11 protein-coding genes, 1 tRNA gene and 1 pseudogene are annotated in these 14,841 nt (G+C 63.3%); 10 read left to right on the top strand and 3 right to left on the bottom strand.

The features are described from left to right. From K940_RS33090 to K940_RS0118165, 7 genes and pseudogenes are all read left to right on the top strand, one after another. Positions 1 to 1,688 (top strand): annotated as a pseudogene (locus K940_RS33090) (hypothetical protein); the annotation flags it as partial. A 30-nt stretch (positions 1,689 to 1,718) separates the two neighbouring features. Beyond that, positions 1,719 to 2,636, top strand: a complete 918-nt coding sequence (locus K940_RS29025; protein ID WP_036529139.1) for a hypothetical protein — start codon at positions 1,719 to 1,721, stop codon at positions 2,634 to 2,636. A gap of 22 nt (positions 2,637 to 2,658) precedes the next feature. Beyond that, positions 2,659 to 4,296, top strand: a complete 1,638-nt coding sequence (locus K940_RS0118185; protein ID WP_051407331.1) for a hypothetical protein — start codon at positions 2,659 to 2,661, stop codon at positions 4,294 to 4,296. Positions 4,297 to 4,298: 2 nt separating this feature from the next. Next, a complete protein-coding gene (locus K940_RS29020; RefSeq protein WP_051407330.1) occupies positions 4,299 to 4,772 on the top strand; it encodes a DUF2744 domain-containing protein in 474 nt (157 codons plus the stop codon). After that, complete coding sequence (locus K940_RS32425) at positions 4,769 to 5,794, top strand: hypothetical protein (protein WP_028478703.1); 1,026 nt, start codon at positions 4,769 to 4,771, stop codon at positions 5,792 to 5,794. The genes K940_RS29020 and K940_RS32425 overlap by 4 nt, the downstream gene beginning before the upstream one ends. Before the next feature lie 164 nt (positions 5,795 to 5,958). Continuing rightward, positions 5,959 to 6,390: a hypothetical protein gene (locus K940_RS30935; RefSeq protein WP_155980944.1), complete on the top strand. Its 432-nt coding sequence runs from the start codon at positions 5,959 to 5,961 to the stop codon at positions 6,388 to 6,390. A 10-nt stretch (positions 6,391 to 6,400) separates the two neighbouring features. Next, positions 6,401 to 6,730 (top strand): hypothetical protein, encoded by a 330-nt coding sequence (locus tag K940_RS0118165; RefSeq protein WP_028478701.1) that lies wholly within the window; start codon positions 6,401 to 6,403, stop codon positions 6,728 to 6,730. Positions 6,731 to 6,760: 30 nt separating this feature from the next. Here the strand turns inward: K940_RS0118165 and K940_RS29005 are convergent, their stop codons facing one another. The 3 genes from K940_RS29005 to K940_RS0118150 form a co-directional block, all read right to left on the bottom strand. Beyond that, complete coding sequence (locus K940_RS29005) at positions 6,761 to 7,864, bottom strand: alpha/beta hydrolase family protein (RefSeq protein ID WP_196812258.1); 1,104 nt, start codon at positions 7,862 to 7,864, stop codon at positions 6,761 to 6,763. 94 nt (positions 7,865 to 7,958) lie between these two features. After that, positions 7,959 to 8,846, bottom strand: coding sequence for a class I SAM-dependent methyltransferase (locus tag K940_RS0118155; protein WP_036529158.1), 888 nt, complete (start codon positions 8,844 to 8,846; stop codon positions 7,959 to 7,961). Between the two features lie 363 nt (positions 8,847 to 9,209). Beyond that, positions 9,210 to 9,283, bottom strand: a tRNA-Arg gene (locus K940_RS0118150). Positions 9,284 to 9,513: 230 nt separating this feature from the next. On the opposite strand from K940_RS0118150, the gene K940_RS0118140 reads away from it, so the two are divergent. The 3 genes from K940_RS0118140 to ettA all read left to right on the top strand — a co-directional run bounded on the left by K940_RS0118140 (position 9,514) and on the right by ettA (position 14,302). After that, positions 9,514 to 11,559, top strand: a complete 2,046-nt coding sequence (locus K940_RS0118140) for a cytochrome c oxidase assembly protein (RefSeq protein ID WP_028478699.1) — start codon at positions 9,514 to 9,516, stop codon at positions 11,557 to 11,559. After that, positions 11,556 to 12,524: a serine/threonine dehydratase gene (locus tag K940_RS0118135; RefSeq protein WP_051407329.1), complete on the top strand. Its 969-nt coding sequence runs from the start codon at positions 11,556 to 11,558 to the stop codon at positions 12,522 to 12,524. Before K940_RS0118140 ends, K940_RS0118135 begins: the two co-directional genes overlap by 4 nt. 101 nt (positions 12,525 to 12,625) lie before the next feature. Continuing rightward, positions 12,626 to 14,302 carry an energy-dependent translational throttle protein EttA gene (gene ettA, locus K940_RS0118130; RefSeq protein ID WP_028478697.1) on the top strand — a complete coding sequence of 559 codons (1,677 nt, stop codon included), beginning with the start codon at positions 12,626 to 12,628 and terminating at the stop codon, positions 14,300 to 14,302. Positions 14,303 to 14,841: the final 539 nt, after the last annotated feature.

Below are 14,841 nucleotides of genomic sequence, written 5' to 3'. Positions count from 1 at the left end.
TCCAGTTCGCTCTGTCCAATGCCGGTAATGCGTTGATGTGGCTGTGGGAGGGTGTCGTTCAGCCGGTGATGATGTGGATCGGTGATGCGATCTCTACTGTGTGGAACACCATTATCCAGCCTGTGTGGGATGGCTTCAGGAACGCTCTGACCACCCTCGGCGACGTGTTCCGCGGCATGTGGGAAAACTTCATCAGGCCGGCATGGGAGAACTTCCAATCCGGCTTCCAGACCGGCTGGGACGTGATCAAGGGCGCAATCGATACCGGTAAGGAATGGTTCGAGGATTTGCGCGACACGATCTCTTCGGTCGTGGACAAGATCTTGGAGGCATGGAACAAGGTCAAGGACATCATCTCCAAGCCTTTCGAATTCCTCGGTGACATCACTGGCGGTGTCGTGAGTGTCTTCGGTGGTGAGGGCAAAGCAGACGGCGGATACATCACCGGACCGGGGAGCGGGACCAGTGACTCGATCATGGCACGGCTGTCCAATGGTGAATTCGTGGTGAACGCCAGGGCCACCCGACAGCATCGGGGCCTGTTGGAGTCGATCAACAGCGGGTCGCTACCCGGCTACGCGGACGGGGGGTTGGTGACTTCCGACAAGCTGGTCGAGTTCGCCAAAGACGTCGAGGGCGCACCCTACGTATTCGGTGGCACCAACTGGGGCGATTGCTCGGGCGCGGTGGCGGCGCTGGCAAATTTCGTGGCTGGGCTCCCGCCGTTCGACACCCGGTTCTGGACCGGAAACGAGGGGTCGGAGCTGGCCAAGCGAGGCTTCCGAACCGGCCTCGGTCCGGCGGGGAGCTTGCAGATCGGCTGGTACAACGGTGGACCGTACGGTGGCCACACCTCGGCGACCTTGCCCAACGGGCTGAACTTCGAGATGGGTGGCGCCCGAGGCAACGGCCAATATGGCGGCACGGCGACCGGTGCCGCAGACGCGTCGTATTCCGACCACGCCCACTTCGTCTTCCAACCCGTCCCGCAGCCACTCGCGCAGACGCCGAGTGCGAACAGCGATTCGGCCGAAGGAGGCGGTTCGGTCGACAACCAGAGTCCGGTCGAGACCAGCCCGGCCGCGCCCGAGGATGATCGTTCTCCAATGCAACGGCGCGAAGATGCGTTGTTCGACAGCATCGTGTCGAATTTCCAGTCCGCTGGCGACGCCTTTGCCACAGGACACGCCGACGACATCCGCAAAGTATTCGGCGCGCCCAAACTGGAGGACACCATCCTGGGCCGCGCGAACGAACCCTTCGACAAGGCGGTCGAGGAGTTCGAGAACTACCAGGCCGAACAGGTGGCCTGGGAGCAAGAGCACGGCCGGGCTCCTGCGGGTTTGGATGCCCCGATCATTTACGATCCGAACCGCGGTCCGGATCAGTTCCTTGATCTACCAGGGCGGTTGGCGAATGCGTTCATGGCACGACTGGTGCCGCAGCGCTACGACAACGGCGGCTGGTTGGCGCCGGGGCTGACTCTGGTGGAGAACAAGACCGGTCGCCCGGAGCCGGTATTCAACCCGCGTCAGTGGGAGCAGTTGTCGGAACTGGTCCAGCCTGGCGGCAACAGCGACAACTCGATCACTATCGAGAACCTGCATACCGGGATGACGGCCGCGGAGCTGCGTCGTGAGCTGAACCTCATCCAGAAGGAACGGTCGCTGGGATTCGTGCGTCGATGACCACTGTTTGTACTCGAAGGACGAAAGTTAATGTCTGACACAATTTTCCAGTTGGAAGGACACAACGGTGAGTGGTTCACCGTGTCCGGTGCCGGCGCCGGCGACCGCGGTGTCCATCTCGCTCCGGAGAGCGACGGCACCGAATTCGACGGCCTCTACGACGCACCGGTGTCGACGATCTGGAATTCGACGGCCTTTCAGCTCGGAGCCAGTTACGGCGGTATGCGCGAGGACAAATACGAGTTCACTCTGGCCTTCCATGTCATGGAAGCAGGAGGAAATCCATGGCGCCACAATGATTCCGCGTTGCGCAAAGCCTTCTCCTACGAGCAGCGCTCCAAGCTGTGGGTGCAGGTGGATGATTCGCGGCGGTGGCTCGATGTCCAGTTGGTGGCCAACCCCCGGCTGAAAGCGGGCTTCGATCCCAACGGTCAGGAATACGGGCTCGTATTGGTGCCCTTGGCGGCGGCCTATCCCCGCTGGATGGAGGCCGATGCCACCGACCAGTTCGTGACGACGACCGATACCACTGGTGGAGGTTCGGAGATGGGTTCGGTGACCGTGTCGAATCCGACGGATACCGAGATCTGGTTGAAGTGGATGATTCAGGGCGCCGACGGTATCCAGTGGACGCTGCCCGATTTCTCGTTCGGCGACGACCGTTTCGACCGCGCCTACCAGGACGCCGACCGGATGATCGCGATGCCGGCGCTGCTGGTCGGTGAGCACGTGCGAGTGGACACCGATGAGATGGGAATGGAAGGCCAGGTCAATTCCTCGCTGGACACTGCGGTGTACCAGCGGATGAACGGCAAGATGTTCTTGTATCCGATACCGCCGTACACACCAGAGACCCAGTTGCCGGTCTCGGTGACCGGTGCACCGGCCGGCGCTGGGGTACAGGTGCGGTGCCCACGGCCGTGGACCCGGCCGTGGGGGCTGGAATGAGCCGAGGGGGGTGACGAGGAACATGATGGAGACCATCGATTTCGACTACGAATACTCCGCGATCGCCGAACGGTTGGAAGCGAACCGGATCAGGCGGCTGCGCCCACCGCAGGTGCGGTTGTGGGACGGTGACTGGATTCTGCGTGGGCAGGTCGCGCACATGTATTCCGGGTCGTTTCAGGAGATCGACTCGGAGACCGGCGTCGGCAAGATCGAGATGCCGTTGGACTACTACCTCTCCCGGTGGATCATCGACCATGAAGGTCGGCCGACCAAGAATGTCCACGTCACGGTCGACAAGGATGGGGTGCGCTGGTCGGGCCGGATGGATTCCTACGAGATCGAGAAGACCTCCGAAGGGAATACGCTGGTACGGGTGCTGTTCAAGCACGACTACGAAGAACTCAAGCACATCATCTGCTGGAGCAACCCATTCCTCCTCGCCGAGGTCCAGTTTCCGCGGCTGTGGCTGCTGTTCGGCCCAGCGAAGTGGGCACTGAAATTCACCCTACTGGCGAACATCATGCGGCTGGAATCATCGCTGTGGATGCTGCCGGACGATCCACTGGATCCTGAGCAGTGGTTCAACTTCGACCAGTCCACCTGGTCCATGGTGGTGAAGCCACTGAGAATCGCCGACGACAATTCTCCTTTCGCGGTGGTGCATTCGCGGTTCAAGGACTTCCACACCGTCGCGAAGCGCCTCCTGGCCGATGGGCAGCTCACGCCGACTTTCCGTCGCTATCTCGACGGCGACGAACCACCGTGGCCGGGTGCGCAGCTGAGGCACGGATGCCTGGTCATCGATATCGAGGACAAGTCTGGATGGACCACCGAAACCTCCTTCGGCGGAAACTTCTTCACCGGACTGGTGCGTGCAGTGACGAATATCGCCTCCGACGGTCTCACCGAAGGCGTGGACATCATCGAGGATCCCGGGTTTCCCGACGAGTACTACCAGCCAGGGTGGAAGGGCACGTTGCCTTCCGCACCGGCCATCGTCTACCGGGAAACCAAACGCAATGGCATAGTCTCCTCCGGATTCATCGGCCGCCCGGCGACCGATGTGCAGGTGGTGACCGGCGGCCACAGCATGATGGGCGTGAACGAGGTCATCAGCGCCTCGATTCAGATGGCTGGCGATCTGATCGCCGCCATGGTCGGGATTCCGCCGGTGGGTGGTGCGGCCGACGCGATACTGAAGCCGCTGTACACCGACACCATCCTGGCGTGGATGGCCTGGAAGTCACCCGCACGGGCGCAACAGCTCGGCTGGTCGCACTACCACGAAGGATTGGCCAGCGCATCCGATAGCGCATACACGCTTTCGGCATTGATCACCCTGCGCGCCAAGTTGTGGGCCACTCGAGAGCAGTTCGCTCACCGGCTGCAGATCGCCGACGGCGCCCCATGGTTGGTCGGGCAACGTGGCAAGGGGCATTTCTACGTCGGGGACCGGATCGGGTCCACGGTCGCGGGCACCCCGAAAGGCAAGATCTACGTCGACCGCGTCTCCGAAGCGTCGTTGTCGTGGAGCCGTGAACAGCATCCGATATGGTCCATCACTCTCGGGTATCGCGAACCGGAGGATCCGGTAACCCAATCCATGGAAATGATTCAAGAACTGTTCGGCATCGCTCATGAGCTAGGAGTCGCGTAGTCGTGCGCTTTCCCACCCAAAACCACTGTGATCCGGAAGATCCCGAACAGCATCTGCTCTGGGCGCTCGCGCAGATTCCCATGTCTCGCAACCAGCCGATGCTCTTGCAGGAATCCATCGCCAGGGTCATCTCCAAGCACCTGTACGAGTGCGGGTTCCGACATCATCCCGAATTGCAACAGAAGAAGCTGCAATTGCCTTATCGCGGCCAACAGCACACGCTGAACGGATCCGCCCGCTGGGTCCCGGCCGACGCGGAGGACCCGGAACCCGTAGTCCTGCCCGATATGTCGGCGATGACCGTGCACGAGCAGGAACACGTGATCAATCAGCTCAAACAGCTCGGCCGTATCCGCGACCCCGAACCGAATATCAGCACCGCGCAGACGACGAGTCTGCGCCAACTGGTCGAGCGCGGCGCTGAATCCGAGCGGCAAGCCATGCCCGAATCTGGCAACGTGGAGGAGGGACGGTGACCACCCCAGGACAAAACGCGCCTGATGGCGCATTTGTGGTCGGCAGCAGGTTCGGCCAGGACATCACCGAAGAATCGGCAAAGGTGATGATGAAGGGCGGAGTGGTGTCGTCGTTCGAGAACGCCCAAGGTGTAGCGCACAGCACCTACAACAATGTGATCGATGATCATTCCCAGCAGCTTGTGGATCTCACCGAGGCAGTCGAGAAACTCGTCCTCCAAGGCTCGGCGCTCGTGTTCTACGACAATGACACATACACACCAAGCCCGGGAATCGTTGCTGTGGACGTGATCCTGATCGGAGCGGGTGGCGGCGGTAGCTCCGGCTCCTACGATATCTTCGTCCATGGTACTAGGAGTGGCGGCGGCGGAGGAGGCGGCGGCGAGACACACACCTCCATTCCGGCCAGCTTGCTACCGGTGAATGCGGATGGCAGCTACAAGCCGATCCAGATCATCATCGGCGCTGGCGGCGCTGGAGCCAGTGTCGACTCCAACTTCGGCGCAGGCGGTGGGCACACCCACTTCGGGCCTCAAGTCGGGGTGGCAGGTCAGTCCTGGCTACTCGGTGGAGGCGGCCAAGGAGGGATGTGGGGCAACAATGGCCCTGTCGCGCTGGGTGGCGTCGGAATGGTGCCCGGTGGCGACGGCGCAAGTGGACTCGGTCGGGATAGCCCGGCTACCGGCCCAGGCACGAGCAGTAGCCCGTTCGACTTGCATGGTGGCGGTGGCGGTGGTGGCCGTGGGGCAGCGACAGCTTACGGCGCGGCTACTCCCGGCGGCGGCGGGGGGATCTCTCCGGGAGGCGCGCCCGGCGTTCCTGGCGCTCCTGGTAAGTCTCCGTCGGAGATAGTCGCGACAGGCGGTGGCGGTGGTGGTGGCGGTGCGAGCGGAAATGCGGGTGGTGGCCCCGGTGGGTACCCAGGTGGCGGTGGCGGTGGCAGCGCATGCAGCGGGGTCGGTGCGACATTTGGTGGCAAAGGTGCTGATGGCGTCCTCTACGTGATCGAGCGGGGGATCTGATGCCGGACCTGCCGAACCTCCTCGTATTCGACTCGAACACAACGTGGAATAGACCTGAACGCCTCACAGCGATCGATGTCATGGTCCGTGCAGGAGGAGGTGGCGGCAGCTCATCGAGTGGTGGCGGAGGAGGAGCGGCGGTCATCAGCACGGCCGCTCGGATTGTGCTGACGGATCTGCCGGATACGGTCCCCGTCATTGTCGGGGTCGGAGGATCAGGCGGCGGCGACGGCACAGAGTCCGCGTTCGGCGATCTGCTGGCCGCTCCTGGCGGTAGTGGGGGAATCAACGGGGGAGCGGGTGGTCTGACATTCATACCCGGTGGCGCCGGCGGTGTGTCTGGCCAGCCCGGTGCGACCACTACCTCCGGAGTCGTTCGCCTCCTCGCCGCCGGCGGTGGCGGAGGCGGGTCCGGCTCCGGCGGCGGTGGATCGGGCCGCGTTCCTGGCAACACGTCTCACCCGATCTTCTGGCAGTGGTGCCAGTCCGGTGGTGGTGGCGACTCGGGCAATACCGGCGGCTACCCCTGTGGTGGCGGCGGTGCAGGCGCGAGCGGGGCCGACGGCGTCGTCGTCCTCATCGAGTATTTCAAGTAAGGAACCAGACATGGCTACTGCAACTTTGCACAAAGACAACGTCGGCGGACATGTGTCGCCCGCACGCTGCTGGAAGCTCGATCCGCCAGTGCGTATTGGCGACCAAGAGCACGAATTCGTCTGTACTTGGGTGACACCTGCGCGGCCGCATCAAAGCGCCGAGGTAGTCGCCGTCCTAGCCACCGAGAACGGTGCTGTGGCGGGGAAATCGGTCCAGCGAAGGGCTGGGTCCTACACCTTGCATACCGACCCCGACACCCCCGAACACATTGATGGTGCCCACTGGCTCGCTCTGCAGTTGCTCGGTGGCTATATGCCATCACTGCCCGGCGGAAAGTAGTGCTCCGCTGTTTCCCGGATGTTGGCACTATCAGGATGGTTTCTGCACGGCGCAGCTTGTGGAAGATTGCATGGGAAGCCCTGCGTGTTGTCGTGGTCGAGCGGATCGCACCGGAGTCAGCCCCCGTAGGCCCATGCCCTGCGCCAGCAACGGCCAGGAGTCGCGTAGTGCCTGATCCCAGTACGGCCAGTAGTGCGTACCCACGGGATTGAACTGGTAAGTCGCTGGGATGGAGAGAGATTCGAGTTTGTTCTTCAGATCGACCGTGCAGCCGTGGACGGCCGCCTCGATCGCGACGCCGAGCGAGAGGTTGATCGCTCCGTTGACCCCGGGTGCGTCCTCCAGGTAGTACTGGACGTCCTCGAGCAAGGGGACGCCACTTCCGGTGGAGATGGAGAGCAGCGTGCCGCGCAGTTTCTCCGCGTGAATGACGGGGTCGTTCTCGGCCCACTGTGGATCGTCGTCGGGACCGTACATGTTGGCGGTGTCACCGCCGGCACGGCCGACGGTGAGTTTGACGTACTGCTGTCCCACCGGATCGGCAATCTGTGCGCATCCGCTGTATGCGGCAACGGCTTCGAACAGCCCGGGCTTGGCCTCGGCCATCTGCAGTACCGAGGTACCCGAGGTCGACAGACCGGTCAGCGCATTGCGACCGGTCGACTGCAATGCTTCGTCGAGCAGCGGGGGTAGTTCTTCGGTGAAGAAGGTTCTCCACTTGTTGACGCCGAGTACCGGGTCCGGCTTCTGCCAGTCGGTGTAGTAGCTGCCGTAACCGCCGATCGGCTGAACCACGTTGACCTGCTTGTCGGCCAACCAGTCCAGTGCGTCGGTCCGCGCTTTCCAATTGGCGGTGCCCTCCCCACCGTCGAGCCCGTTCAGCATGTAGATGTTCGGCGCGGGAATGGACTCGTCGATCGGTCGCTGCACCTCGACCGTGATGTCTTTGTCCATTGCCGCCGAGTACACCTTCAGGTGCCAGGTGCGGCCTTCCTTGGTGATGGAGGAAATCGTGGAGGGTTTGTGCGGTGCTGCCGCTGTCGTGCCGCCGAGTGTCGCCACCGACAGTGCGGTGGCGAGCACGACTGTCGCAGTCCGCAGTGTGATGGTGCGTATTGCCGTGAGATTCGTCATCGACAGGGTATGTCGATAGCGGTGGCTAAATTGTTATCTGCCAATGATATTCAGCGAAGCCATACGGCGTGAGCCAGGTCGACTTCGGCCTGGCTCAACGTGTTGCCGCGAGGTATCGGGTTTGCTTCGCCATTCGGGCGAGTTCATCGGGCACCTCTGGAATCGGGCGCCCATATGCAGTCGTCAGTCCCTCGAGTGTGAACTTGTCTACAGTCCAGCCTTTGTCGGTCAACCACCGCGCAGGATCGGCCCGATCGTCGTCATAGAAGAGCTCGGACGGATCGGAGTCGCCGAATGGGCTCTTGCCGATCAGCTGAATTGCGTAGGCTGTGGCGCGTTTGAAATCCTCGATCGTTACGAAGAGTTCCACACCGAGTCGGCTTCCGGGCGTGGACAGTTCGTCGACCCGCTCGAACAGTTCGTCTTGCGCAGCGCCGGGGAGATAGCCCAGTAGCCCTTCGATCGACCACGCAGCAGGTTGGGCGGGGTCGAATCCCGCCGAGCGGAGTGCAGTGGGCCAGTCATCTCGCAGGTCGGCGGTCACCGGTCGCCGATCGGACGTGGGTTGTGCATGGTGCTCGGTGAGCACCGCCTGCTTGAATTCCAGAACCTTGGGTTGATCGATCTCGAATACTGTGGTGTTCGGAGGCCAGTCGAGGCGATACGCGCGGGCGTCCAGTCCAGCGGCCACGATCACCGCTTGTCGGACTCCTGTCGCTGCGGCCGAGAGAAAGAACTCGTCGAAGAATTTCGTCCGCACACCCACGAAACCCGGGACGAACGGAGTGTCGATGAGCTCGGAAGGATCGGCCAGCAACTCGGTGAAAAACGGCTCGCCGGCGGCCTCGACGAACCACGGCGCGAAATCATCGCGGATCAGCGGGTCGAGCACGGACGTTTCCAACGCCCGAAACGTCGCAACCCCCAAGGCGGTGCGCCCGACGCTGCTGACGATATCCCACACGTCACCTTCAGATCGCATCGCAGCACACCTACCGATCGTCATCGTGGCCCTCGGTCGCGACCGCTCAGCGGCCGGCCGGCGCCACTCGATTGCACTGTTCGACATACCGTCCGAACCCGAATCGGATTCACTCGACTGCCAGCGATTCTACGACTACTTCCCCGTTTCTCAGGGAAACAGCATTCCTGCAGCAACGTCACATCTCGATGACGAGGCGATGCCAGATCTGCGGAGGCCCACGACCACGCGCGTCCCGGCCGCAGTATCGCAGGCCATTGCTCGTGGCAGTGAGGCGTCGATCCCGTCGACATGGTCGGTCATCGTCCGCTGGAGGTGTAGAGCCCCCTGTGACCTGCTATCGATGCAGGCCACAGGGGTTTGTGCCCCCGGCAGGAATCGAACCTGCGACCTAGGGATTAGAAGGCCCTTGCTCTATCCAACTGAGCTACGGAGGCAGTGAGATCCCTGATGGTCGGAGTCCACGATGGTCGACATCGACCGTGCTGTCCAGCGGAGCAAGTATAGCGACCGTCCAGGTTGTCCGGTTCGCGGCATCGGCGGCGTTCCAGCCACCCGTTTCGGTCATCCCCTCCGATCATCGACCCGCATTCGGTGATTCGTAGCCCACAATATCCACCCAAACCCGACCGGGCTACGGAATACTCGCCGAACTACGCTCGGTCGTATGTCGTCAACCGAGGCCCCGCCCATAGCTCTCGATGCCGAGGTCGCTCGGAACGGGGCGGCGTTCGCGATGCTCACTGCGCTGGCCGGCGCGGCGTCGGCGGTGGTCGCCGCGCTCGTGGTGGGGCTATCGGCAGCCGAAGCGTTGACTCTGCTGGGCATCCCGGATCCGGGGCCGATGACAACCTACGGTCTGCCCGCGGTGCGGGCATTGGCCGATTTGTCGGCGGCGCTGACGGTGGGTTCTCTGCTGTTCGCCACATTCCTGACACCGCCGCAGTCGAGCGGATTGGTGGATGTCGGCGGGTACCGTGCGGTGCGTCGGGCGTCGAATTTCGCGCTGGTGTGGGCCTGTTGTGCCGCACTGCTCGTGCCACTGACCGTATCGGACACCACAGGCCAGCCAATCGGCGATGTTCTCGATCCTCGCGCCCTGTGGCGGGCAGTCGACCAGATCGAAGTGGCCGGCGCATGGCGGACCACCGTGTTGTTCGCATTGATCGTCGCGGTCGGATGTCGACTCGCGCTGCGGTGGGAATGGATGCCGCTGCTGCTGGGCGCCTCGATACTGACGATGATGCCGCTGGCATTGACCGGGCATTCGTCCTCCGGCGGCTCACACGATCTCGCCACCAACAGTTTGATCTTGCACGTGGTGTCCTTCGCGGTCTGGGTCGGTGGTCTATTCGCCGTGCTGGCGCATGCTCTGCGTGGTGGAGCGCATATCGGCCTGGCTGCTCGGCGCTTCTCGTGGATCGCAACCGTTGCGTTCGTCGTGATCGCGATCAGCGGCGTGATCAACTCATTGGTGCGCATGCCGCTGGACGAGCGGTTGGGCTACGAGCTGGTGAACAGTACATACGGCAGGCTGTTGCTGGCGAAGGCCGCCGCGCTGGCAGTGCTCGGTGTGCTGGGCTATCTGCAGCGCCGGTCGGCGTTGCCCGCACTCGCGGCCAACCCCGGCAGTCGGATGGCGTTGATCCGTTATGCCGGAGTCGAGGTGCTGATCTTCGCCGCGACCGCGGGTCTCGCGGTGGGTCTCGGGCGCACACCTCCGCCTGCGCCCACCTCGATTCCGACGATCACCGAAGTAGAGATCGGCTACAACCTGGCCGGACCGCCCACTCTCGCGCGGATACTGTTCGACTGGCGGTTCGATCTGATCTTCGGCACGGGGGCGATCGTGCTTGCGGTGCTGTACGTGATCGGGGTGCGCCGACTGCGGGCCCGGGGAGACGCCTGGCCGGCGGGGCGGACGCTCGCCTGGCTGTCGGGCTGCGCGATCCTGCTGTTCACGACCTCGTCCGGGGTCGGTCGGTATTCGCCGGCGATGTTCAGCGTGCACATGGGAGCGCACATGGCGCTGTCGATGCTCGTGCCGATTCTGCTCGCGCTCGGCGGCGCGGTGACTCTCGCGCTGCGAGTCCTGCCAGCAGCGGGTCACGGGCCGCCGGGACCACGAGAGTGGCTATTGGTCGCGGTGCACAATCCGGTGTCGCGCACCTTGACCCACCCGGTCGTCGCCTCGGTGATCTTCATTGCCGGCTTCTACGCGCTCTACCTGGGCGGAATCTTCGACACATACGTCGATTCCCATGCAGCGCACCTGTTCATGAATCTGCACTTCTTGATCAGCGGCTATCTGTTCTATTGGGTCGTGATCGGGATCGATCCCAAACCACGGCCGGTCGAACCGTTGACCAAGCTCGGCATGGTATTCGGTTCCCTGCCGTTTCACGCATTCTTCGGTGTCACCCTCATGAGCATGACCACGGTGCTCGGCGGCTGGTTCTACCGTGGCCTCGACCTCGGTTGGAACTATGATCTGCTCGACGATCAACGTGTGGGCAGCAGCCTGGCGTGGGCAAGCGGGGAGATTCCTCTGGTGGTGGTCATGATGGCGTTGCTGGTCCAATGGTCGCGCAGCGATCAGCGGCTCGCCAAGCGCACCGACCGAGCCGCCGACCGCGACAACGACGCCGCTCTCGCTGCACACAACGCGATGTTCGCCGAGTTGGCCAAGCGAGATGGAGAACAGCGTCAGTGAGTGAATGCGCCACCACGGCCTTCCCGCACCGCACGGTGGCCCGGGTGGAACGATCGACTGTGCGAGCCGCGCGCCGGCGAACGGCCGGGCACATTCGCAAGACACCCGTCTTCCACACTTCGGTCTCCAGCCCGTCCGGTCCGGTGCCGGTGACCATCAAGCTGGAACATCTTCAGCACGGCGGGACCTACGAGGTGCGAGGTAGCGCGAATGCGTTGCTCGAGTCGGGTCAGGACGCCGACGAGGTGGTGATCGCATCCGGCGGCAATGCGGGGATCGCCGCGGCGCTGGCCGCAGCGCGGCTCGGCAAGACCTGCACCGTGGTCGCACCGGAGACCGCGCCGCACACCAAGGTCGCGGCCATGTGGTCCTACGGCGCAGAGGTCTTGTGGTATGGAGCCACCTATTCCGCGGCTCTGCTCCACGCGAACGACCTCGCCGCAGATCGTGGCGCCGTGTTGCTGCACGCCTATGACCTGCCGGCCAGCATCGCCGGCGCCGGGGTGGTCGGGTTGGAGCTCGAAGAGCAGGTGCGCGGGCGCCCGCCGGTGTTGGCCCCGGTGAGCGGGGGCAATCTGGTCGCGGGGATCGCCGCCGCGATCGGACGTCGTCAGCAGGTGATCGGGGTCGAACCCGAGCAGGTGGCCATCCTGCGAGCAGCGCTCACAGCCGACGGTCCGGTGAATGTCGCCCGGTGCGAGAGCATCGTGGATTCTCTGGGGCCCTGCAGGGTCGGTGACATCGCTTTCGACATCGCCCGCCGCCACGGCGTGCGGTCGTTGCCGATCGACGAGGACGCGATCGGTGCGGCGCGCGAATACCTGTGGCGCGAGTTCCACCTCTTGGTCGAGCTGTCCAGCGCCGCGTCGCTGGCTGCGATCCACAGCGGCGCATATGTTCCCGCCACGAACGAGCGACCGATCGTAGTTCTGAGCGGGGCAAACACCGATATTTCCGTGTTCTGATCTCAGTGGCCTCGAGGTCGAGCCACAGCCGTGCCACGCGCATGCCGTCGTGGTGGCGCTGCTTGGTCGGCTGTTTCGCGACACCGATAGGCTGCCTACCTATGGCTGAGTTCATTTACCAGATGAAGAAGGTTCGCAAGGCGCACGGTGACAAAGTCGTGCTCGACGATGTCACCTTGAACTTCCTTCCCGGCGCCAAGATCGGCGTCGTCGGCCCGAACGGCGCGGGAAAGTCCAGCGTGCTGAAGATCATGGCCGGACTGGATCAGCCGAACAATGGTGATGCGTTTCTCGCCCCCGGCGCTACGGTCGGCATTCTGCAGCAGGAGCCGCCGCTCAACGAGGAGAAGACCGTCCGCGGCAATGTCGAAGAGGGCCTCGGCGAAATCAAGGTGAAGCTCGACCGCTTCAATCAGATCGCCGAGCTGATGGCCACCGACTACTCCGACGAACTCATGGAGGAAATGGGCAAGCTGCAGGAGGAGTTGGACCATGCCGACGCCTGGGATCTGGACTCGCAGCTCGAACAAGCGATGGACGCACTGCGCTGCCCGCCACCGGAAGAGCCGGTCACCACGCTTTCCGGGGGCGAGCGCCGCCGGGTCGCGCTGTGCAAACTGCTGCTGAGCAAACCCGATCTGCTCTTGCTCGACGAGCCGACGAACCATTTGGACGCCGAAAGTGTGAACTGGCTCGAACAACATCTGGCCCAATACCAGGGTGCCGTGCTGGCGGTCACCCACGATCGGTACTTCCTGGACAACGTCGCGCAGTGGATCCTCGAATTGGATCGCGGTCGCGCCTACGCCTACGAAGGCAACTACTCCGCATACTTGGAGAAGAAGGCCGAGCGTCTGGCAGTACAGGGTAAAAAGGACCAGAAGCTGCAGAAGCGGCTCAAAGAAGAGCTCGCCTGGGTACGTTCGGGGGCCAAAGCCCGGCAGGCCAAGAACAAGGCGCGCCTGGGCCGGTACGAAGAGATGGCGGCCGAGGCGGAGAAGACTCGCAAGCTGGACTTCGAGGAGATCCAAATTCCCGCCGGACCTCGCCTCGGCAGTGTCGTGGTGGAGGTCGAGAACCTGGACAAGGGCTTCGGTGACCGGCAGCTGATCAAAGATCTGTCGTTCACCCTGCCGCGCAATGGCATCGTGGGCGTCATCGGGCCGAATGGTGTCGGCAAGACCACCTTGTTCAAGACCATCGTGGGACTCGAGCAGCCCGACAGCGGTCAAGTGAAGGTCGGCGACACGGTCCAGCTGAGCTACGTCGACCAGAATCGAACTGGCATCGATCCGAAGAAGACGGTCTGGCAGGTAGTGTCCGACGGTCTGGACTACATCGAGGTGGGCCAGCAAGAGATGCCGTCGCGCGCGTATGTCAGCGCTTTCGGCTTCAAAGGTCCCGACCAGCAGAAACCTGCAGGTGTGCTCTCCGGTGGTGAACGTAATCGGCTGAACTTGGCGTTGACCCTCAAGCAGGGCGGCAACCTCATCCTGCTGGACGAACCGACCAACGACCTCGATGTGGAGACCCTGGGCTCGCTGGAGAACGCGCTCGAGAAGTTCCCGGGCTGCGCCGTCGTCATCTCCCACGATCGCTGGTTTCTCGACCGAACCTGCACTCATATCCTCGCGTGGGAGGGCGATGCGGACAACGAGGCCAAATGGTTCTGGTTCGAAGGCAACTTCGAAGCGTACGAAGCGAACAAGGTCGCCCGTCTCGGCCCGGAAGCCGCGCGCCCACATCGGGTTACGCACCGCAAGCTGACCCGCGGCTGAATTCGTCGCCTGCCAGGGTGGGCGATCCGGTCTGCGCCCACCAGCACGGGAGGCCCGGCTCGACGCTCGGGCATCCTGCGCCGGCGTTGCGCTCATCGGACGCCGGTGTTGCGTCCATTCGACGCCGACAGAACGTGGTGCAGCGAAAATTGTGTCGACGAAACGACTTCGGACCGTCCCACTTCCGACCCGGCCGGGCGCGTTCGATTGCCGATCGGCGGGCCGAAGGATTCGGCTGTCTCCAGGGTAGTTCCACCAGCCGAGTCGATCTGCCGTCGGTGTTGCTCCGAACTGTGTCCGACAAACGGAACAAGGCCGACACCTACTGGTGCGTAGCTCGCTAGGGTGGAAGCGTGAATGCGCAGGCGCAGTTCGAGCAACCGGTGGTCGCATCCGTCGGCGAGCTGACCCGAGGTACTGGTACGGCGCCGTTGTTGCCGTGGAGACGACCTTTAGCGCTCACCTGACGTCCCGGGGTCCGATTCTGTACTGCCCTCGGGGTCATCTGGTCGACCCGGTGCCGCCGCGGGATATCGCGG

The organism is Nocardia sp. CNY236 (assembly GCF_000482385.1).
Classification (GTDB): domain Bacteria; phylum Actinomycetota; class Actinomycetes; order Mycobacteriales; family Mycobacteriaceae; genus Nocardia.
Note: the sequence above shows the minus strand (reverse complement) of the source record. Positions and strands in the feature narration are given on the sequence as shown.

Bases quoted from the DNA above. Each gene is read 5' to 3' on its own strand.
- K940_RS29025 (WP_036529139.1), top strand. From the start codon at position 1,719: ATGTCTGACACAATTTTCCAGTTGGAAGGACACAACGGTGAGTGGTTC.
- K940_RS0118185 (WP_051407331.1), top strand. From the start codon at position 2,659: ATGATGGAGACCATCGATTTCGACTACGAATACTCCGCGATCGCCGAA.
- K940_RS0118165 (WP_028478701.1), top strand. From the start codon at position 6,401: ATGGCTACTGCAACTTTGCACAAAGACAACGTCGGCGGACATGTGTCG.
- K940_RS29005 (WP_196812258.1), bottom strand. From the start codon at position 7,864: ATGACGAATCTCACGGCAATACGCACCATCACACTGCGGACTGCGACA.
- K940_RS0118155 (WP_036529158.1), bottom strand. From the start codon at position 8,846: ATGCGATCTGAAGGTGACGTGTGGGATATCGTCAGCAGCGTCGGGCGC.
- K940_RS0118140 (WP_028478699.1), top strand. From the start codon at position 9,514: ATGTCGTCAACCGAGGCCCCGCCCATAGCTCTCGATGCCGAGGTCGCT.
- ettA (WP_028478697.1), top strand. From the start codon at position 12,626: ATGGCTGAGTTCATTTACCAGATGAAGAAGGTTCGCAAGGCGCACGGT.